Origin of the sequence: Pseudogemmobacter bohemicus (genome assembly GCF_003290025.1) — a bacterium.
GTDB classification, from domain to species: domain Bacteria; phylum Pseudomonadota; class Alphaproteobacteria; order Rhodobacterales; family Rhodobacteraceae; genus Pseudogemmobacter; species Pseudogemmobacter bohemicus.
Map to the genome: position 1 here is coordinate 160,663 of NZ_QNHG01000001.1, position 19,709 is coordinate 180,371.

Here is a 19,709-nt window from a genome sequence, read left to right on the forward strand (position 1 = left end):
TGTTACAATCTTTTCTGCAACCCTGTTCCGACCGGTGCCGGAAAAAGGGGGGGCTATGGAGCAGGGCGTGACCATCGAGAGCCGCATGCGCGCCTCGCTGAACGATCTCACCCGGGCCGAGCGCCAGGTTGCCACTCATATCCTGTCGCATTTCCCGATGTCGGCGCTTGGCTCGATCACCACGCTGGCGCGGGCGGCGGATGTATCTTCGCCCACCATCGTGCGGCTGGTGCAGAAACTCGGCTTTCGCGGCTGGTCGGACTATCAGGCCGCCTTGCGCATCGAGGTCGAGGAGCTGCTGGTTGCCCCGCTTGGCACCCCGGGCGGGTCCGGAGAGGGGCGGGGCCACCCGCTGCAAGGCTTCGCGGCCCAGGTCGTGACCAATATCGGCGCGACGCTCAGCCTGATTCCGGCCGCAGATTTCAACGGTTCCGCCGCGCTGATGGCGGATATGACGCGGCGTGTGGTGGTGATGGGGGGCCGCCTGACCCATGCGCTGGCCGATTACATGGCGACGCTTTTGCGCGTCATCCGCCCCGATGTGACCTGGATCGCCGATCACCTGACCGACTGGCAGCAGGCGCTGCTGGATCTGCGGCCGGGTGATGTGGTGGTGATTTTTGACATCCGCCGATACGAGGCCAATGCGGTGCAATTCGCCGAATTCGCAAGCGCCCAGGGGGCCGAGGTGGTGCTGATCACCGATCGCTGGCTCTCGCCGGCGGCGGGCCATGCGCGCCATGTGCTGCCCTGCCATATCGAGATGCCCTCGGCCTGGGATTCGACGGCGGTGCTTTTGATGGTGGTCGAGGCGCTGCTGGCGCAGATCCAGTCCCATATGCCCGATCAGGTGCAGGACCGGCTGAACCGGCTGGAGGATTGCTTTGCCCGCACCCGTGTTTTCCGCGCGCCCAAGATGGCACAAGGGCGTTGAGGGGCGCTGACGGGCGCTGAGGCGGCGGTGCGGACGCCTTGACCTCGGGGCGGGGGTGGCGAAACTGCCGGTCGGATCGCGGGAGAATTGCGGATGTTTCGCTGGCGCAGGGTAAAGGACACATCGCTTTTCGGCCGGCCTTCGGCGGCGGGCCTGGCGCTTGGAGCGCTGTTTTTCGCGCTGTCGCTGTCGCCCTCGCTGATCCCGCGCGCGGCTTTGGTGCAGGGTGCGCTTGGGGGCCTGTGTTTCTCCATCGGCTATCTGGCCGGCTATACGCTGATGGGGCTGCGCAACTGGGTGTTCGAGGCGGCGCCGGCCGCGCCGCGTATCCTGCGGATCAAGCTGGGGCTGGCGCTGCTGGTGGCGCTGCCGGTGGTGCTCTGGGCCTTGTGGAATGTCACCCGATGGCAAAACGACATCCATGCCGCGATGGGCATTCCCCCGGTCGAGACCGCGCGACCCTTTACCATCCTTGCCGTCGCGGCGGCCCTGGCATTCATGCTGATCTTTCTGGGCCGGCTGTTCCGGCGGCTCTGGCGGGCGATTGCGGCGCAGCTGGAGGCGTTCATTCCGCGTCGGCTGGCCAGGCTGATCGGGATCGGTCTCGCGCTGATGATCTTCTGGGGGCTTGGGAATGATGTGGTGCTGGGGCGTGTGCTGGGGGCGCTGGATGACACTTATGCCGCACTCGATAAGCTGATCCCGCCGGATAAGGCCCCACCGGCGGATGCGCTCAAATCCGGCTCTGCCGACTCGCTGATGGGGTGGGAGGGGCTGGGAGCTGCCGGGCGCGACTGGGTTCTTTCGGTGCCCGATGCGGCGGCGATCACCGCCGCGACCGGCCGCCCGGCAAAGGAGCCGCTGCGCATCTATGTCGGGCTGAACTCGGCGCCGGATACCGATGCGCGGGCGCGGCTTGCGCTGGAAGAGGCGCTCAGGGTAGGCGCCTTTGAACGCCGGGTGCTGGTGATCGCCACCCCGACCGGCACCGGCTGGATGGACCCTGCGGGCATGCAGCCGCTGGACTATCTGACCGGCGGCGATGTTGCTGTGGTGGCGGCGCAATATTCCTACCTTCCCAGCTGGATGTCTCTGATATTGCAGCCGGAATATGGCGCCGAAAGCGCGGTGGCGGTGTTTCGCGAGATTTACGGCCATTGGCGCGACCTGCCGGAAGACAGCCGCCCCCGGCTTTACCTTTTCGGCCTCTCGCTTGGGGCGCGGAACGGGGAATTGCCGATCTCCTGGCAGGATCTCTTGTCGGATCCGCCGCAGGGCGCGCTCTGGGCCGGGCCACCCTTTGCCATGCGCGGCTGGCAACAATTGCTGACCAGCCGCGCGCCCGACAGCCCGGCCTGGGCGCCGCGCTACCGCGACGGCTCGGCCATTCGGGTGATGACGCAAGAGCAGCAGAGCCACGATTACGCGCCCTGGGGGGTGATGCGGATGGTGTTCCTGGAATACCCTTCCGATCCGATCGTGTTCTTCTCGACGGGCACGCTGTGGCGGGCGCCGGCCTGGCTGCAGGGCTCGCGCGGGCCCGATGTCAGCCCGAGCCTCAGATGGTGGCCGGTGGTGACCTTCCTGCAGTTGGGGTTCGACATGATGACCGCGACGACCACGCCGCCGGGCCATGGCCATGTCTATGCGGCGCGCGATTATCTGAGGGCCTGGAGCGAAGTGCTGGATGCGGCGCCCGACCCGGCGCTTGACGCGCGGCTGGAGGCGATTTTCGCGCAGCAGGGTCTTTAGGCGGGCCGGCCGTGAAAAAAAACCGCAGCCGGGAGGGGCTGCGGTTTCCGGGATCTGAGGCTGGATCACCTGGCTGGGATCACTTGGCCTCGGTCAGTTTGCCTGCCTCAGTTGGCCTTGCGGATCAGCGCGATATGGTCGGCGGCCGGATCCTCGGCGCCCAGCGATTTGTTGACGGCGAAGATATTGCCTTTGCCATCCGTCGCGACATGGTTCGGATAGCTGCCGCCATCGAGATTGGCGACGATCTCGCCCTCGGGCGTCACCACCGTCACCGTGCCCGCGCCGCGATTCGACACATAGGCGAGCCTTTGCACCGGATCGAAGACCACATTCAGCGCGCCGGCGCCGGTGGTGACATCATGCTTCACCGTGCCGGTTGCGAGGTCGAGGATCAGCAGATTGTCGCTGTCCTGCGAGGCGACATAGACGGTGCCGGTCACCGGGTCGAAATCGACGCCGGAGGCATTTTTCGCGCCCGGCAGCGGCAGGACCTGGGCCACGCTATTGCTGGTCAGGTCGATCACCGCCAGTTCATTCGATTTGCGGCTGACCGCAAAGAGGCGGTTGCCCTCGGGATCAAGCGCGATGCTCATCAGCGAGAATTCCCCGCCGCGAATGCCCGAAGTGATCTCGATCACCGCAACCTTTTCCAGCGTTTCGGTATCGAAGACATGCACGCCATTGGTGGCCGAGGCCGAGGCATAGGCACGGCCACGCTTTGCGTCCACCTTGACGTCGCGGGCGTGATAGACCTCGCCGGGCGGGAATTGTTTGATCAGCGACAGATCGTCCTGGGAATAGACCGCCACCGAATTGTCAAAGGTATTGGTGGTCCAGATGGTGCCCTTTTCGTCATCGACGGCCAGGCCGAACACGCCCACGGGCTGCGGGCCGGTATCGGGCTGGCCCTCGGCCGGGGCGCGGCGCTGATCCTCGGGCAGCGGCGGCGGCGAGACTTCGGTGACCACTGCCAGCGTTTCCGGGTTCAGCTTCAGCAGCGCGGCACTTGGCGGGCGGAAATTCGAGGCGGCGACGAACAGCGCCCCCGATTTGGCGCTATAGGCCGACTGGTAAAGACCCGGCGCCGATTTCACCGATGTGACGCTGAAGGCATCTGATCCCGAAAGCGGCACGTCTTTGGACACTTTCACATCGAAAAGCGTGGTGGAGGAGGGTTGGTCCATGATGGCGATCACCGGATGCAGGCCGGTTGCGGCGTTTTCGGGCAGGGTGAAGGTGAAGCTGAGCTCGCCCTTGTCATCGGCGGTCAGCGCTTCGGTGCCCAGCACCGAAGTGCCGCGCTGCAACACAAGGCTCTGCCCCGGTTTCAGCCCTGATCCCTGGATGGTGACGCTGCTGCCAGGCAGCACGGGCTTGCCCGGCTCAGAGGGGACAACGCGGAACCGGCCCTCGAATTCAACCGGAGCAGGGAAGCTGCTTTCGGCGAAAACCGTGCCTGGCAGCACGGTGGCAGCAAGGGCAAGGCCGCAGAGGGATTTGCGATAACCATATGTCAGAAAAGGGAAACCCATCACATGACTCCTGTTCAGATTGACCGAGGGGAACCGGAGGAAACCTGGCAGGGGCGGCGCATTGGCCGATGGGGCGGGGGACCGGAATACTCTGCGCGAGAGACTGCGAGCCAGGGGGGAATGTCAAGCCACAATGACCGCTGAAATACTGCCGCATGGCCCTGGCGCGGCAGACCTGGCTCTTACGCCTGGCGGGGCGGAGCCGCCACCGGGATCCACTGTTACCCGCGTGTCACAGTGCCGACAGACACCGGGAGACAGAGGTTAACGCTAATCTTGACAATAACACCAGGATTAAGCAGTGGTGAGCCCGTGCCCATGATCAGCCGGCAGACTCACCCGCCAGGCGTCAGGACAGAAACCGGCACATCCGCCAGCTACCCCCTTCGCTAGCGCAATCCCCAAATTCTGACCGAAGCGAGGCGGTAATGACTGGACGCAATCCGTTGCGCGCTGCTCTGTTGAGCAGTTGCGCACTTCTTTTCCCCGTGCTGGCCCCCGTGCTGACCCCTGTGGCAGGCTTTGCCCAGGGGGTCGAACAGACCGAAAATCTCGGCACGATCATTCTTGACACCAAACGCGACGTTGCGACCGATACCGGCGTTGCGGTCACCACCATCGACCAGGAAGAGATGGATGACCGCCAGGCCTCGACCATCGCGGAGCTGATCTCCTCGGTGCCGGGTGTCACGCTGATCAATGGTTCCACACCGCTGGGCGGCGGTATCAATATCCGCGGCTTCGGTGCCAGCACGGCCTATGGCGCCAACCAGAAGGTGATGGTCACCATCGACGGCGCGACCCAGGGCGGTGACGAGGTCTACCGGATCGGCACCCAGCTTTTCACCGATCCCGAGCTGTTCCGCAGTGTCTCGGTGATCCGCGGCACCATTGGCAGCTTTGAATTTGGCTCAGGCGTTGTGGGCGGCATCGTCCAGCTGGAGACCAAGGATGCCTCGGATTTCACCGGCGGCGAGATTGGCTGGAAATTCCGCCAGGGGCTGAACTTCGGCACCAATGGCGACGCCATCAGCTCGTCTTCGATCATTGCATGGCAGCCCACCGAGAACTTTGAACTTATGTTCAATTACGTCTGGCACAAGCAGGACGATCAGGAAGACGGTGATGGCAACCGGTTTGTCGATACCGGCTTCAAGGATCCGTCCTACGCGCTGGCCGCCAAATACACGTTCGGCGGCGACCGTTCGCAATATCTGCGCCTGTCGCTGGCTGATACCCAGAGCTCTGAGCGGGACGTGCCCTATGACCGTCTGAGCAGCGGCAGCAGCTTTGGTCGGGTGGATTCCGACAACCATTCCCGCACCGTCGCGCTGACCTATGGCTGGAACCCGGACGATAATGACCTGATCGACCTGAAGGTGATCCTCAGCTATGCGGATCTCGAGATGGACAACAGGGCGCTGACGCCAAGCTTTGGGTTTAACGATGCCCGTCTGCGCACCGAGACCACCAAGCTGACGGTGAAGAATACCGCGATCTTCAACACCGGATCGGTCGCGCATGAGCTGCGCACCGGCATCGAATTCAGCCGCCGTGACCGTCTTGATGCGCCCTCGTCGCCGGGTGGCCGTGACAATCGTGTGGCGGTCTTTGTGATCGACAAGATGGATTTCGGCAATGGGCTCACCGTGACCCCGGCGCTGCGTTACGAGACCCAGAATATCAAATATGTCGGTTCAACAGCGGCCTTTGCCGGCGAATATGACCATGATGAGCTTATGGGCGGTCTGGCGGCGCGCTACGAGTTCCAGAACGGGCTCGCTGTCTTTGCCAGCGGCGCCTACACTGTGGCACTGCCGATTTCGGACGATTTCGACGCGCAGAACAAGCTCAACGGCACCAAACGCTACAACTATATGGAGATGCCCGAAAAGGCCCGGACCTGGGAAATCGGCGCCTCCTATTCCGGTGCTGATGTCTTCGCAAGCGGGGACGCGCTCAGCCTGAAAGCCAACTTCTACACCACCGATAACTGGTCGGTGACCTCGCTTGCCTCCATTAAGGCGATTGAGGTCAGGGGCGTTGAGCTTGAGGCGGCCTATAGCCTTGGCAACGGGCTTTACGGCGAAATCGGTGCGAATATCACCGACGGCGATTCCCAGCTTTACAGCGATGACCGCTGGCTTGGCCGCTATAGCGAGACCCCGGCGGATGCGCTGCGTCTCGTGGTCGGCAAACGCTGGGACCGCGAACTTGATCTGAGCTGGGAAATGGTCGCGGCGAAGCGCTATGCCGACAACTCGATGACCTGCACCGCCACCCCCCCCACCCCATGCCCCATATCGGGCTTCGGCGTGCATAACCTGCGTGCAACTTACCGTCCGGAACAGGGAATCCTGGCGGGCGCCGAGCTGCGAGTCGGCATCGAGAACCTGTTTGACCGCGATTTCCGTCCGCGGCTGGCAACCCGCGATGCGCCGGGCCGGAACATCAAGTTCGGCATTTACAAGACGTTCTGATCATCTCTCCGGACCGGCTGTCTCGGGATGGCCGGCCCGTTCTTTTCTTGCCGGAATCCCGGCCAGACCACAGCCAGAGGAACGGAGTCCCCCCATGGCCGACCGCAGCAAAACCACCCTGAGCCTCAGCCTCGCGCTGATTGCCGCGCTTTCCGGCGGCGCCTTCGCGCAAAGCGAAGAGACCAAACCGGCCGAGACCGCCACCAGGACCGACAATCCCGGCGATGCCGCGCCAAAGCCCGGCCCTGCCGGCGGCCACAGTCAGCCGGCCTTTATTGCCTCTTACGACAGGGATGGCGATGGCAAGGTCTCGCTGGATGAGCTGATCGCGGTGAGGACCGAACGCCTTCAGGGCGCCGATAAGGATGGCGATGGCCGCTACAGCGAGGCCGAATATATCGCCGAATTCGAGGGCCGGCTGCGGGTGCAATATGCCGAACAGGGCCGCGAGGCCAGCGGAGAGCGCTTTGATGGCAGCCTGAAACAGGCTGGCGTGCGGTTCGCGCTGCTGGACCGTGACCGCGACGGCTTCCTGTCGCTGGAAGAGGATCTCGAATCCGCCCGCAAGACCTTTGCCCGCAATGACACCGATGGCGATGGTTTCGTGACCGCCGCCGATCCGAAGCCGGTGCGCGAGGATGACGGCAATGCCAAAAACGCCAATACCGGCGAAAAGAAGGACGAGAAAAAGGATGGTGCGGCGAACTGATCGCTGCCCGTTCTTCGGCCTGTGGCGGGTGACCGGCTTCCCACCCGCCACAGGTTTTTCCGCTGCTTCCCGCGCCTGGTGGTGATGATGACTGAAGAAACGAACCGTCCGGCCTCCGGGGCCGCCGCGACCCTGGCCGCAACGCTTGCGCTGGTCGCCGGCCCGGCTTTGGCGGGTGGGCTGGAATTCGAGGTGACGCTGCCCCAGCCCGAGGCCAGCCCGGCCTATCGCCCCTATCTCGCCGCCTGGATCGAAGAGCCGGGCAGCAAGGATATCCGTGGCACCGTCGCCGTCTGGTATGACACCAGGCTGCGCGACAATCTTGGCCGCGGTTTTCTGCGCGATCTGCGCAGCTGGTGGCGGGCCGAGGGCGAAAAGCTCGATCTGCCGGCCGACGGTCTCAGCGGCCCGACCCGGGGGCCGGGGACGCATAAGGTCGCGGTCTCGCCCGCCAATGCCGCCCTGACCGGGCTGACGGCGGGGCATTATGTCCTCGCGGTCGAGGTCTCGCGTGAGGATGGTGGCCGCGAGACACTGCGTGCGCCCTTCAGCTGGGGGGCCGCAGAGAACAGTGCCGAGGCCCTGGGAGAACGCGAGATCACCCGGCTCAGGGTGACGGTGAAACCCTGAGGAGGGCCGCATGGCCGGCAATAATCCGATGACGGAGACTAGAGGGCGCAGCTTCTGGCTGCGTCAGTTCCGTCTGTGGCACTGGGTCTCGGCTGCGATCAGCCTTGCCGGGATGTTCCTGTTCGCGGTGACCGGCCTGACGCTGAACAATGCCGGGCTCTTTGCCTCGCGTCCCGAGACGGTCGAGCTGACAGCCATGCTGCCGGCAGATCTGAGGGCAGAGATCGCCGCGATGCCCGAAGAGACCGATGCGCCGGTCCCGGCGGCCATTGCCGGCTGGGCGGCGGAGGAGTTCCGGGTCAGCCTGACCGGCCGCCCGACCGAGACCACGCCCGACGAGGTCTATATCGCTATGCCGCGCCCCGGCGGCGATGCCTGGATGGCCATCGACCGGGCCAGCGGCGATGTGACCTGGAGCGTGAGCGATGGCGGCTGGCTCGCCTGGCTCAACGATCTGCATAAAGGCCGCAATGCCGGGCCGGTCTGGGCCTGGTTCATCGACCTGCTGGCGGTGGCCTGCATCATCTTCAACCGCGCGGTTCCGGCCTCGCTGTTCAATGGTGCAGACTATTACCACAGCGGCGGTCCGGTCCTGAAACAGGGCGAGGTCCCGGCAATCTTGCAAACGGGTGAGCATGTTCTGAGCCGCGCGCAGGTGCAGCAACTGAACTCGGGCGGCGGGATCGGCGGAACTACGGACGGGGGCGGCTATCAGCCGGGCAAGCAGATCCAGAACAATATCAACATGACCGTGAACACACCGAACGCGGATTCTTTCCGCAAGTCACAAAAACAGATTCTGGCAGATGCGGACCGGGCTGGACGGCGGGCCAGCCGCTCGAACGACTAACCCGGCTCCCGCCGGGCTGGGGGCGTATATGCCTCGGGCCGCATCGGCCTCGGGCCAGATCGAGCGAAACAGTATCGAGGCGCTGCGGTGAGGCCGCGTCTCAATCAGGGGCCGCAACGTCTGAGGGGGCGCTGCGGCCCCTCTGTGTTTTGTGCCTCACGCGCTGTGCTAGCGGCAGTCGCCCCAGCGCCTCAGAGGGCGCAGGAACGCTGTCATCTCCGGCGTCAGCCGGATCTTCCCAAATGCTCAGAACTCCCGCATCATACAGGGAATCGAACAACAGCCTGAGAAAAACGATTTGTGGGTTCATTTGTGGGCCATTTATCAAGTCTATCGTAAGTGACTGAAATATATGGCTTATTTTGCAGAAGTGGCAGCCCGTAGGGGAGTCGAACCCCTCTTTTCAGGTTGAAAACCTGACGTCCTAACCGATAGACGAACGGGCCACGCTTTCTGTGAAGCGGTGTCTAATGGGCGGCAAAAGGATGCGCAAGAGGGAAAATAACAAAATTCTCAATCCGCCGCGGCGGCATCATCGAGGCGCAGCTGTACCCTTGATTTTCCGCCCCAGCTGTTGATCTCCAGCCGCCCGGCCAGGTGGAAAAGCCGGTGGCCGCTATTCTCCAGCGGTGCGCCAAGCGGGCCGTCAAAGGCGCCGAATGCCATGATTTCCGGCCCCTGCGCCTGGCTGCGGAGGGTAAGTTTCAGATGCGAGGCCCCGATCCGGCGTCCCTGGACCGCGACCGAGGGAATCACAAAGCGCGGCGCGGGGGCGGAAGCGCCAAAAGGTCCGGCCTGGGCGATCTGCTCGACGAATCCGACGCTTGCGGCTTCGGGCAGCACGATACTGTCGATCCGCAGCGCTTCCGGGCCGGACCCGCCCGCCCCCTGCCGCGCCAGCAATTCGCCAAGCCGCGCCATGGCAGGCTCCAGCATCGACCGGGTCAGGCTGAGACCGGCAGCCATCTTATGACCTCCGCCTTTCTCAAGCAGGCCCTCGCCGGCGATCCTGTGAACCGAGGCTCCCAGATCCACCCCGGCCACCGAACGGGCTGATCCTTTCCCATGGTCACCCTCAAAGCCGATTACCACCGCCGGCCGGCCGGTCGCCTCTTTCAGCCGCGCCGCTACGATCCCGACCACGCCGGGATGCCAGCCATCCCCGGCCGCCCATACCAGCGGTCCATCAGTGCCGCGCGCCTCGGCCTGGGCCAGAGCCTCTTCGCGCACCCGGTCGGTGATCTCGCGGCGCTCGGTGTTCAGCCCATCCAGGCGCAGGGCCAGCGCCTGGGCCTCGGCTTCGCTGGCGGTTGCCAGCAGGCGCGCGCCGAGATCCGCCTCGCCGATGCGGCCGCCAGCATTGATCCTCGGCCCCAGCAGAAAGCCGAGCGCATAGGCGGTCGGCGCCTGGTCCATGCGGGCAATATCGGCCAGCGCCCGAAGGCCTGCCCGCTCGCGCCGCGCCATCACCCGGAGCCCCTGGCGCACGAAGGCGCGGTTGACCCCGGTGAGGGGGGCCACGTCCGCCACTGTCGCCAGCGCCACCAGGTCGAGATAGGTCAGTAACTCCGGCCCCTTGCGCCCGGCCTCGCGCAGCTGGCGCCCGGCTTCGACCAGCATCAGGAACACTACCGCGGCCGCGCAGAGATGGGCCAGACTGCCATCCTCGTCCTGGCGGTTCGGGTTCACCACGGCCAGCGCCCCGGGTAGCGTTTCACCGCCCAGGTGATGGTCGAGGATCACCACATCGGCGGGTGCCGCCGCCGCGACGGGCTCATGGCTGAGCGTACCGCAATCGACACAAAGGATCAGCGTGTGATCCCGGGCGAGCGCCTGCATGGCGGGGATATTGGGGCCGTAACCCTCGTCGATACGGTCGGGGATGTAGAGCGTCGCCTGATGCCCCATCTCGCGCAGCCAGGTCAGCAGTAAGGCCGCCGAGGCGCCGCCATCGACATCGTAATCGGCAAAAACCGCGATTCTCTCGCGCTGCTCCAGCGCGGTGAGGAAACGCCTTGCCGCTTTTTCCATATCCTTCAGGCGGCGCGGGTCGGGCAGCAGGTCGCGCAGCTGCGGGTTCAGGAAGGCCTGTGCCTCATCGGCAGCGATGCCCCGGGCGGTCAGGATACGGCAAAGCGGCAAGGGCAGGCGGGTCTGCTGACCCATCGCCTCGGCCAGACGCTCCTGCGCCTCATCCGGCCCCACCCAGCGGCGCCCGCTCAGCGAGGCCGCGACACCCAGAAATGCTTGCTCTTGTGACATGAGGCATGGCTCGCCGAAAATGGCGCAGGGTGCAAGGTGAATTGGGCCGGCCGCCTCTGGCCAGGCGGGGAAGCCTCCGGCGGGGATATTTAAGGACAGATGAAAGCGGCATTCATCTGTCTCTAAATATCCCGGGGGGACTCTCCCGCAGGGAGAGGGGGGGCTGGCCCCCCGCTTTTACGGTTTAGCGCAGCGGGCTGCGATAAGTCATGCGCCGCACCGAGCCGGTTTTCGACCGCATCAGGATCGTCTCCGTGGTCACCCAGCCCGGCTCGCGCTTGATACCGGTCAGGAGTGAGCCATTGGTCACCCCGGTCGCGGCAAAGATCACATCCGAGCGCACGAGGTCGTCGCGGGTATAGACGCGGTCGAAATTGGTGATGCCGGCCTTGCGGGCGCGGGATTTTTCATCCTCGTTGCGAAACAGCAGCTTGCCGAAGAACTGGCCGCCCATGCATTTCAGCGCGGCGGCCGCCAGCACGCCCTCCGGCGCACCACCCGATCCCATATAGATGTCGATGCCGGTCACCTCGGGTTCCGCGCAATGCATCACGCCAGCCACATCGCCATCGGTGATCAGCCGGATCGACGCGCCGGTCGAGCGGATCTCTTCGATCAGGGCTTCATGGCGGGGGCGTTCCAGCACGCAGGCGGTGATGTCTTCGGTCGAGACGCCTTTCGAGGCGGCCAGCGCCGAGATCCGCTCGGACGGGGTCATATCCATCGTCACCACGCCGGGGCGGTAGCCGGGGCCGACCGCCAGCTTTTCCATATAGACGTCAGGCGCGTGCAAAAGCGTGCCGCGCGGCGCCATTGCTATCACGGTCAGCGCGTTCGGCATGTCCTTCGCGGTCAGCGTGGTGCCTTCCAGCGGGTCAAGCGCGATATCGACCTCTGGCCCATTGCCGGTGCCGACCTCTTCGCCGATGAAGAGCATCGGCGCCTCGTCGCGCTCCCCCTCGCCGATCACCACCACGCCCTTGATATCCAGCGTGTTCAGCTGATCGCGCATCGCATTGACGGCGGCCTGGTCGGCGGCTTTTTCATCGCCGCGCCCGATCAGATAGGCCGAAGCCAAAGCGGCGGCCTCGGAGACGCGGGCGAGGCCCAGCGAGAGCATGCGGTCCTGGAACTGAGCCTGATCGGCCATTTTGCGGATATCCCTGATGGCGTGGAGTTTGTCCGAGGCTTAGCCGCCACCGCCGCCTGCCGCAAGCGCGGTAGCGCTAAAGCAGGCGGACAGCACGGATTCACACTTCCTCGATGCGGATCGCGACGGGTTGTTCCACCAGAACCCCGGTTGCCGCGAATTGTGACAGCGCATGGGCCACATCGGCGGGCGCCGCCTTATGGGTGACGATCAGCACGATGGCATCGCCGTCATCGGCATCGGGTTGATTGATCTGGCGCATCTGGTCGATAGAGATCCCGGAATCGCCTAAGCAGGTCGCAACCTTTGCCAGCGCGCCGGGTTTGTCCTGAAGCCGCATCCGCAGGTAATAGGGTGCAGGCGTGGCCGAGCGGGCCGCAGCCGGCTCTGCCAGCTCGGTGGCAGGGATGCCGAAAACCGGGCGGCTATAGCCGCGCGCGATGTCGATCACATCGCCCATCACCGCGCTTGCAGTCGGGCCTTCGCCGGCCCCGGCCCCGCGCATCACGATCTGGCCGACCGCATCGCCTTCCAGCACCACCATATTGGTGCCTCCCTGGAGCTGGCCGAGCGGGCTTTCGGCCGGCACAAGGCAGGGGGTCATCCGCTGCTCCAGCCCGCGCCCGGTCATCTGCGCCACACCCAGCAGTTTGATATGATAGCCCATATCATCGGCCAGGTTGATATCGTCGATCGAGACATTGCCGATCCCCTCCAGCTCGACCTTGTCAAAGCTGACACGGGTTCCGAAGGCGATGGCGGCGAGCAGTGAGAGCTTGTGGCCTGCGTCGATCCCGCCGACATCGAGGTTCGGATCGGCTTCGAGATATCCCAGCTGGCGGGCCTCTTCGAAGACGGTTTCATAGGGCAGGCCGGCCGATTGCATCCGGGTCAGGATATAGTTGCAGGTGCCGTTCATCACGCCCATGACGCGTTTGATGCGGTTGCCGGCAAGGCCCTCGGTCAGGGCCTTGATCACCGGAATACCGCCGGCCACCGCCGCCTCGAACCGGAGTGCGGCGCCGGTTTTCTCGGCCAGTTCCGCAAGGTCCTGGCCGTGATGGGCAAGCAGCGCCTTATTGGCGGTCACCACATGTTTTCCGGCGGCCAGCGCCGCCTCGGTCGCGTCTTTCGCGGCGCCTTCATGGCCGCCCATCACCTCGACGAAAACATCGACATCATCACGCTTCGCCAGAGCCACCGGGTCGGTTTCCCAGGCATAGCCGGAAAGATCGGCATCGCGGTTCTTCTTTGGATCGCGGGCCGAAACGGCGGTGATCGCAACCGGGCGGCCCGAACGGGCGGCCAGCAGCGCGGCCTCACGCTGGATGATTTTCACCACCCCGATGCCGACAGTGCCGAGGCCGGCAATCCCAAGGCGAAGGGGTCCGGTTGCAGACGGCGTGCGCGACATGGGAGGCCTCATATTGATGTTGCGCCTCGGGTGTTAGCCGATGGGCCTGCCGGGTGCAACGGCGGCGCATTGGCCCCCCGCGCCGCAGTCGCGGCGGTGTTCAGGTCATGCCTGTCGGTCGCGACGGCGCTCAGGCCTTGCCGGCGGCAATCGCAGCAGCGAGGCGGGCGCGGGTGGCGGGGTCCAGCACGGGCCCCTTCATCAGCCGGGCGCGGTTTTGCAGCCGCGCGGCGCGGGTGGCCAGCGCCTCGCCGGTCGAGGCCGAGATGCGTCCCGACGGGGCCTGGGCCAGCACCGCATCCATCGGCAAAAGCGCCGGCGGCGGGCCGGAGGCATCGGGCAGGGGGCCGATCTCGGGAAAGGGCGCACAGCCCAAAAGCGCGATCAGCGGAAGGAAAAGCGGAAGGCGTGTCATCTGCGGCTTGCCTGGCGGGTGAGGGGGGCGGTTCGGCCGCCTCCGGCGGTGACACTATCCGCTCGGCCCGGTCCGCGAAAGCCCGCGCGGATGCAAAGGGCGTGGAATGGTGGCGCGATGGGCGGAAATGCGAAAGGGCCGCGCGCGGTTGCGGGCGGCCCTTTGCCCTGGCTGTGCCCCAGGGGGCCGGTGTCAGGACACCTCGACCGGGCAGGTCGCCATGCTTTCCGACAGGCAGACCTTGAGGAAATAGCGCGGCTTGGTCACGATGAAGTTGCGGATACCAGTGGCCGGGATACCAACATCGAGGGAGGGCTGATACGCAGTCCAGGTTTCCAAAATCACCGTGGTTTCTCCGGGATTCATCACCGGGATCAGGTCGGCGGTCGCCCCATTGACATCCGCATAGCTCAGCGGGTTCTTTTTCCCGTTCGGCGAGCGCGAGAAGATGACCGTGTAATCGCCCTCTCCGGTGATCGGGTCATAGTTCCACTGCACCGAGGTGATCCGCATGGAGATCACGTTCGGCCGGCCCATCAGCCCTTCCATCACGGTTTCCATGCCATTGACGTAATTCATGTTGATCTCGCTTTGCCGCGAGATCAGATCGGCAATGGCATAGGCGGCTTTCTGGCCCTCGTTGATGGTGCGCCAGGTGTCCCACCAGACGACCAGGGCCATGATCGACCAGGTCAAAAGCGGCAGCACGATAAGGAATTCGGTCATGATGACGCCGGATTCGTCCAGCGCGAATCTTTGTACCCGTTTGCGTGACCAGATCAGCATGGCAGTCTCTCCTCAGATCGGCTCGGTCACGACAACGGTTGCAGTGCTGATCGCATAGCGTCCGGTGATCGAATCCCTGGTCAGGCGTTGCGAGAAATAGGTCGAGGGAAAAATCGGGTCCTCAAGCGCACAGACCCGGATCAGCATGATCTGGTTTTGCGCGGCGAATTCGGGCGCAACACGGCCCGGAACCGGCGCGACAATATCCTGGTTGCGGTTGCCGCAGAAATAATCCCGGTCTCCGCTGGCATTGGTCTGTCGTCCCGGCAGGGTCCAGGGGGTGGTATTGGTGTTGACCGGCTCGATCCAGACTTTCAGGTTGGTCGGGCAATCGGCCACCGCCAGTGTGAACTGGCAAACCCGGAAACGGATTTCTTCGTAATCCATGCTGCGCATCCGGCCGAGGCGGTAGTCGCGCATCGCGAGATCGAGGCCGCGCTCGAGCATGGCGCTGCGCACCATGAAGAGACCCGCTTCCATCGACGCCATGAAAAGCATCAGCAGGACGGGAATGCAGAAGGCGAGCTCGATATTCGCCACCCCGTCTTCGCAGTGCCACAGATGGCGCAGCCGGCGGCCAAGATATGAATTGGACCTGATTTTCATTGCGTCAGTTTCAGCTGGCTCAGATTGGTCGCGATCAGTCGGAATGCGTCCTGGATCTTTGCGGTTTCGGTCACGTCGAAGTAATAGGTCGAGGCGGGCACCGAGGTGCAGCTCTGGATGGCGTTCCGGCCGGCAGCGGGCGCCTGGAAGGCGATCCCGTAGACCAGAATACCGGCATTGCGGGCAGCGTTGCAGTTGGCGGCGAGGCGGTTGTTCATCTCCGCCACGCTGGCATATTCCTGGTACAGAACGCCAAGCACGCCATTAGAGACATTGGTGCGGTTGGCGCTGTTATTGGCTCCAAGGGCACGACCGAAGAACTGACGCACGACATAGTTCATCCGCATCAAGGCCCAGACGTCCTCCCATTGCGCGATCGATGGCTGCCCGGGGGTGTAGGTCCGCGTGGGGTTGAAGCAGTCGGGGCGTGCAGCCGGCGCACCTTCGGGACGGTTCTGCCAGGTTCCGGTCGAGGGAACCCAGAAAGGCCGGCTGCCGCAGATATTGCTGTTCACAACCTTGCTGGCAAAGAAGACCGACCATTCACCACCCGCCGACCGCCAGATCGTCGCCCTGTCGGATACGTTCGAGCTGGAGTTGTTGGGGCGGTACGAGAAGGAGATGGTCGCTTCTCCGGTCTTGTAGCCATTGGCGATCCGCTTGTGGGCCACATGCTCGCCATCCGTCATCAACACGATCACCTTGAGCGAGTCATCATCGGTGGTGTTGGCGTCGTTATATTCGAAGGGACGGCCATACATCTCTAAATCCATGGAGCGATCCGCGATAAGCGCCGAGTAGACGCCACGGGCCGATGGGTCGATCAGCGCGGTCGCCCAACGCATTCCCAGCAGGATCGAGGTATTGCCGCTGGCCTGCAGCGCGTTGATCCCGGCTTTGGCGGCTTCAGCGTCCTTGGTCGGCAGCGTGATTTCGGTGGATGTGTTCGGGTTGCACCAGCGGGCGGCGGCGGTGCCGATCAGTCTGGACTGGCTCGCGTTGCTCTGGTCCCGCCAGTTGAAATAGGTGTTGTCGGTCGACGAGGCGGACTGGGTATCCGCAGCCGTCATCAGCGGCATCTCGTAAGAGGTCGAAAGCGCAAGCGTCTGGAAGATGTTATTGGCATCCGACCCGATCGGCAGTTCGACGCAGTTCGAATAGGCAACACCGTGCAGATCACGGATATTGTACTGCTCGCGCAGTTTCTGACCCAGGTTCACCTGCGCGTTGTAGGGAATAACCCCGATCGAGATGCGGTTCTCGTTGTCCGATTCCTTCACCTGGTCGATGAAGTCTGCTGCAGCAATGCGCAGGTTGTCGATCTTGGCCCCGGCCATCGAACCCGAGACGTCGAGCACCAGCATGATCTCGATATCGGTGATCCGCTGTTCGGCGATCGAGGTATTCATGGTGTCGAGCGTTGGGATCCCGATCAGATTCATAAAGATATTGTGCGAATGCACATCGGCGCGGGCCTCGACGACGCGGTAGTTCATCCCGTCGTCAAGCCGCACATAGGCCAGGTTCTTCTCAAGATTGGCCTTCGAGAAATAGTCCCCGACGATGTAGTCCGCCTTGGCCTGGCGGGTTGTATGGACCTCGTCAGTGGTCAGGGCAGAGTTCATATTGGCAACCGCCAGCGCGGCGCGATCCAGCGTGTTCTGCACCGCAACGCGCTGCGTCTCAAAGCGCATCACATCGACCGCGATGCCGCCCAGCACGATCATCCAGAAGAAGAAAAACACCATCACCGCGCCGATGGAGCCGCGCTCCTCCCGGGCGAACTGCTGCATCTGGCGCGCAAGGCGCACAGTCAGTCCTTCAAATGCAATGTTCTTCATCCAACCACGTCCCTGTTCCCCGGGCTGTCTGTCAGCCGGTTCATTTACCAAATAAAAGCCTGCAACCCGGCAAAGCCGCATCGCCCCCCGGCATGCTGCATTTGAAATCCGGGCGTTCTGGCCCATGGTGAAACTGCCTCATTCTTCCGCCGGAATTGTGGCGGAGCTTCGTTCCGGGCCGGACTTTCCGGTGTCAAAGAAACGATGAACCCGCCCAAATTTGGATTGTGCGGTGAGAGTGAACAGCCCTGCGCAACCCGAAGGGGAATTCGCGGCCGTTAATTCTTTACAAAACATTGACCGATACGAATCACTTTGCCGAAAACCCGCTGCAACCAGTCCAGGTCTGACTGTTTTTTGATCATTCTGGGCCTTGGGTCAGGCAGAAAGAACGGTAACTCTGTGAAGACATGGCGGGAGGCCATGGTTTACCCCCGGAGGAGTTTCACGATGCTGCAGACCGCTGACGAGCCGAGTTTCCGCGATTCCGTTGATCTGATGTTCAGCCGCGCGGTTCGGCTGATGGATCTGAGCCCGGGGCTTGAGCAGAAGATCCGGGTCTGCAACTCGACCTATACGGTGCGGTTCGGTGTGCGTCTGCGCGGCAAGATCGAGACCTTCACCGGCTATCGCTCGGTCCATTCCGAACATATGGAGCCGGTGAAGGGCGGCATCCGCTATGCGCTTTCCGTCCACCAGGACGAGGTTGAGGCGCTGGCGGCGCTGATGACCTATAAATGCGCTCTGGTGGAAACGCCGTTCGGGGGCTCGAAGGGCGGGCTCTGCGTCGACCCGCGCCAGTGGGAAGAGCATGAGCTGGAGCTGATCACCCGCCGCTTTGCCTATGAGCTGATCAAGCGTGACCTGATCCATCCGGCGCAGAATGTGCCGGCCCCGGATATGGGGACGGGCGAGCGGGAAATGGCCTGGATCGCCGATCAATATGCGCGGATGAACACCACCGATATCAACGCGAAAGCCTGCGTCACCGGCAAGCCACCGCATGCCGGCGGCATCCAGGGCCGGGTCGAGGCCACCGGGCGCGGCGTGCAATATGCGCTGCGCGAGTTCTTCCGCCATCCGGGTGATGTGGCGCTGACCGGGCTGACGGCCGGGCTGGGGGGCAAGACGGTGATCGTCCAGGGCCTTGGCAATGTGGGCTATCACGCGGCGAAATTCCTTTCCGAGGAAGATGGCTGCAAGATCATCGGCATTATCGAGCGCGATGGCGCGCTGAGCGATGCGAAAGGCCTTGATGTCGAGGCCGTGCGCGACTGGATCGCCCGCAATGGCGGCGTGAAAGGCTTCCCCGGCGGCACCTTTATCGAAAACGGCGCCAGCCTGCTGGAAGGGGAATGCGACCTCCTGATCCCCGCCGCGATGGAAGGCGTGATCAACAAGACCAATGCCGACCGCATCCGCGCGCCGCTGATCATCGAGGCCGCCAATGGTCCGATCACCTTTGGCGGCGATGAAATCCTGCGCCTCAAGGGCAAGATCATCATCCCCGATATGTATGCCAATGCCGGTGGCGTGACGGTGTCCTATTTCGAATGGGTCAAGAACCTTTCGCATATCCGCTTTGGCCGCATGCAGCGGCGGGCGGAAGAGGCGCGCTCGCGGCTGCTGGTCGAGGAGCTTGAACGGTTGTCCTCGGATCGCGGTCTCGGCTGGACGCTGGCGGATGACTTCAAAGAGCGGTTCCTGCAGGGCTCGGACGAGCTGGCGCTGGTGCGCTCCGGTCTCGATGACACGATGCGCACCGCCTATCAGTCGATGCGCGAGGTCTGGCATGGCCGCGAGGATGTCGAGGATCTGCGCACCGCCGCCTATATCGTCGCCATCGACCGGGTGGCGAAGACCTACCGGTCCAAGGGCCTGTAAGGGCGGGGGGTCTTTAGGGCGGGGGCGGGCGCGAAACCCGGCCCGCCTGATGGCTGCGGGCCGGGGCGTTCCGGGGCCGCGCCCGCGGCCCGACCTGTGGTTCGCGGCTGTCGTCCGGCGCCGCAACAGCCCGGCGCCGCAACAGACTGGCGGAGCATCAGACTGGCGGTGCTGAAATCGAAACGGCAGACACCGCCCGATCTGCGGCGGCTTGCGGCCATAAGCCGGAGGCGGCGGACTTCTCGCGGCGCATCACGCGCCAGGCCTCGCCGAAACTCTGCCAGCTCAATGTCACAGGCTGCGCGACCAGTGGTTTTTACCCTTCGCCTCTGCGCGCCGGGGTGGCCCGATCTGCCGCTGTCTTCGGTGACGACCTCCGTGACACCGCTGTCGCGGGAGGGGCAGAGGCGAAACCCTCTCTCGCAGGCCGAAAGCCGCCCCGGCGCCGTTCTGCGCTGCCG

At 64.1% G+C, this 19,709-nt stretch carries 15 protein-coding genes and 1 tRNA gene; 7 read left to right on the forward strand and 9 right to left on the reverse strand.

Features of this window, described 5'->3' with window-relative positions; translation table 11 throughout:
• Window positions 1-67: 67 nt before the first annotated feature.
• Together DRF71_RS00695 and DRF71_RS00700 are read left to right on the forward strand one after the other, a co-directional pair.
• The gene (locus DRF71_RS00695) at window positions 68-934 is read left to right on the forward strand and encodes a MurR/RpiR family transcriptional regulator (RefSeq protein WP_232831234.1); all 867 of its coding nucleotides are present in this window, start codon (window positions 68-70) and stop codon (window positions 932-934) included.
• A 93-nt stretch (window positions 935-1,027) separates the two neighbouring features.
• On the forward strand, window positions 1,028-2,686 hold the full coding sequence (locus DRF71_RS00700) for an alpha/beta hydrolase (protein WP_112308728.1): 1,659 nt from the start codon (window positions 1,028-1,030) through the stop codon (window positions 2,684-2,686).
• Between the two features lie 107 nt (window positions 2,687-2,793).
• Here the strand turns inward: DRF71_RS00700 and DRF71_RS00705 are convergent, their stop codons facing one another.
• Window positions 2,794-4,221, reverse strand: coding sequence for a DUF4394 domain-containing protein (locus DRF71_RS00705; protein ID WP_112308729.1), 1,428 nt, complete (start codon window positions 4,219-4,221; stop codon window positions 2,794-2,796).
• A 428-nt stretch (window positions 4,222-4,649) separates the two neighbouring features.
• On the opposite strand from DRF71_RS00705, the gene DRF71_RS00710 reads away from it, so the two are divergent.
• The 4 genes from DRF71_RS00710 (at window position 4,650) to DRF71_RS00725 (ending at window position 8,890) form a co-directional block, all read left to right on the forward strand.
• Window positions 4,650-6,701 carry a TonB-dependent receptor domain-containing protein gene (locus tag DRF71_RS00710; protein WP_112308730.1) on the forward strand — a complete coding sequence of 684 codons (2,052 nt, stop codon included), beginning with the start codon at window positions 4,650-4,652 and terminating at the stop codon, window positions 6,699-6,701.
• Window positions 6,702-6,795: 94 nt separating this feature from the next.
• Complete coding sequence (locus tag DRF71_RS00715; RefSeq protein ID WP_157970847.1) at window positions 6,796-7,410, forward strand: EF-hand domain-containing protein; 615 nt, start codon at window positions 6,796-6,798, stop codon at window positions 7,408-7,410.
• A gap of 87 nt (window positions 7,411-7,497) precedes the next feature.
• Entirely contained in the window at window positions 7,498-8,040 is a 543-nt protein-coding gene (locus tag DRF71_RS00720) for a DUF2271 domain-containing protein (RefSeq protein ID WP_157970848.1), read from the forward strand.
• 10 nt (window positions 8,041-8,050) lie between these two features.
• On the forward strand, window positions 8,051-8,890 hold the full coding sequence (locus tag DRF71_RS00725) for a PepSY-associated TM helix domain-containing protein (RefSeq protein WP_112308733.1): 840 nt from the start codon (window positions 8,051-8,053) through the stop codon (window positions 8,888-8,890).
• A 371-nt stretch (window positions 8,891-9,261) separates the two neighbouring features.
• Here the strand turns inward: DRF71_RS00725 and DRF71_RS00730 are convergent.
• From DRF71_RS00730 to DRF71_RS00765, 8 genes are all read right to left on the reverse strand, one after another.
• Window positions 9,262-9,336, reverse strand: a tRNA-Glu gene (locus tag DRF71_RS00730).
• 67 nt (window positions 9,337-9,403) lie between these two features.
• A complete protein-coding gene (gene recJ / locus DRF71_RS00735; RefSeq protein ID WP_112308734.1) occupies window positions 9,404-11,152 on the reverse strand; it encodes a single-stranded-DNA-specific exonuclease RecJ in 1,749 nt (582 codons plus the stop codon).
• A gap of 184 nt (window positions 11,153-11,336) precedes the next feature.
• Window positions 11,337-12,302, reverse strand: coding sequence for a class II fructose-bisphosphatase (glpX, locus tag DRF71_RS00740; protein ID WP_112308735.1), 966 nt, complete (start codon window positions 12,300-12,302; stop codon window positions 11,337-11,339).
• 100 nt (window positions 12,303-12,402) lie between these two features.
• Window positions 12,403-13,716: a homoserine dehydrogenase gene (locus DRF71_RS00745; RefSeq protein WP_112308736.1), complete on the reverse strand. Its 1,314-nt coding sequence runs from the start codon at window positions 13,714-13,716 to the stop codon at window positions 12,403-12,405.
• A gap of 130 nt (window positions 13,717-13,846) precedes the next feature.
• Window positions 13,847-14,131, reverse strand: a complete 285-nt coding sequence (locus DRF71_RS00750; protein WP_112308737.1) for a hypothetical protein — start codon at window positions 14,129-14,131, stop codon at window positions 13,847-13,849.
• Window positions 14,132-14,323: 192 nt separating this feature from the next.
• Window positions 14,324-14,917 carry a TadE/TadG family type IV pilus assembly protein gene (locus DRF71_RS00755; protein ID WP_112308738.1) on the reverse strand — a complete coding sequence of 198 codons (594 nt, stop codon included), beginning with the start codon at window positions 14,915-14,917 and terminating at the stop codon, window positions 14,324-14,326.
• Window positions 14,918-14,929: 12 nt separating this feature from the next.
• Entirely contained in the window at window positions 14,930-15,523 is a 594-nt protein-coding gene (locus DRF71_RS00760) for a TadE/TadG family type IV pilus assembly protein (protein WP_112308739.1), read from the reverse strand.
• Window positions 15,520-17,364, reverse strand: coding sequence for a TadE/TadG family type IV pilus assembly protein (locus DRF71_RS00765; protein WP_157970849.1), 1,845 nt, complete (start codon window positions 17,362-17,364; stop codon window positions 15,520-15,522). The genes DRF71_RS00760 and DRF71_RS00765 overlap by 4 nt, the downstream gene beginning before the upstream one ends.
• Before the next feature lie 450 nt (window positions 17,365-17,814).
• Here DRF71_RS00765 and DRF71_RS00770 point away from each other — a divergent pair, with 450 nt between their 5' ends.
• Window positions 17,815-19,248, forward strand: coding sequence for a Glu/Leu/Phe/Val family dehydrogenase (locus DRF71_RS00770; RefSeq protein WP_112308741.1), 1,434 nt, complete (start codon window positions 17,815-17,817; stop codon window positions 19,246-19,248).
• The last annotated feature ends 461 nt before the right edge of the window (window positions 19,249-19,709 follow it).

What these genes read in the sequence shown, in the direction of transcription:
- DRF71_RS00700 (WP_112308728.1), top strand. Translation starts at nt 1,028, where the DNA reads ATGTTTCGCTGGCGCAGGGTAAAGGACACATCGCTTTTCGGCCGGCCT.
- DRF71_RS00705 (WP_112308729.1), bottom strand. Translation starts at nt 4,221, where the DNA reads ATGGGTTTCCCTTTTCTGACATATGGTTATCGCAAATCCCTCTGCGGC.
- DRF71_RS00710 (WP_112308730.1), top strand. Translation starts at nt 4,650, where the DNA reads ATGACTGGACGCAATCCGTTGCGCGCTGCTCTGTTGAGCAGTTGCGCA.
- DRF71_RS00715 (WP_157970847.1), top strand. Translation starts at nt 6,796, where the DNA reads ATGGCCGACCGCAGCAAAACCACCCTGAGCCTCAGCCTCGCGCTGATT.
- DRF71_RS00720 (WP_157970848.1), top strand. Translation starts at nt 7,498, where the DNA reads ATGACTGAAGAAACGAACCGTCCGGCCTCCGGGGCCGCCGCGACCCTG.
- DRF71_RS00725 (WP_112308733.1), top strand. Translation starts at nt 8,051, where the DNA reads ATGGCCGGCAATAATCCGATGACGGAGACTAGAGGGCGCAGCTTCTGG.
- recJ (WP_112308734.1), bottom strand. Translation starts at nt 11,152, where the DNA reads ATGTCACAAGAGCAAGCATTTCTGGGTGTCGCGGCCTCGCTGAGCGGG.
- glpX (WP_112308735.1), bottom strand. Translation starts at nt 12,302, where the DNA reads ATGGCCGATCAGGCTCAGTTCCAGGACCGCATGCTCTCGCTGGGCCTC.
- DRF71_RS00745 (WP_112308736.1), bottom strand. Translation starts at nt 13,716, where the DNA reads ATGTCGCGCACGCCGTCTGCAACCGGACCCCTTCGCCTTGGGATTGCC.
- DRF71_RS00750 (WP_112308737.1), bottom strand. Translation starts at nt 14,131, where the DNA reads ATGACACGCCTTCCGCTTTTCCTTCCGCTGATCGCGCTTTTGGGCTGT.
- DRF71_RS00755 (WP_112308738.1), bottom strand. Translation starts at nt 14,917, where the DNA reads ATGCTGATCTGGTCACGCAAACGGGTACAAAGATTCGCGCTGGACGAA.
- DRF71_RS00760 (WP_112308739.1), bottom strand. Translation starts at nt 15,523, where the DNA reads ATGAAAATCAGGTCCAATTCATATCTTGGCCGCCGGCTGCGCCATCTG.
- DRF71_RS00765 (WP_157970849.1), bottom strand. Translation starts at nt 17,364, where the DNA reads ATGAAGAACATTGCATTTGAAGGACTGACTGTGCGCCTTGCGCGCCAG.
- DRF71_RS00770 (WP_112308741.1), top strand. Translation starts at nt 17,815, where the DNA reads ATGCTGCAGACCGCTGACGAGCCGAGTTTCCGCGATTCCGTTGATCTG.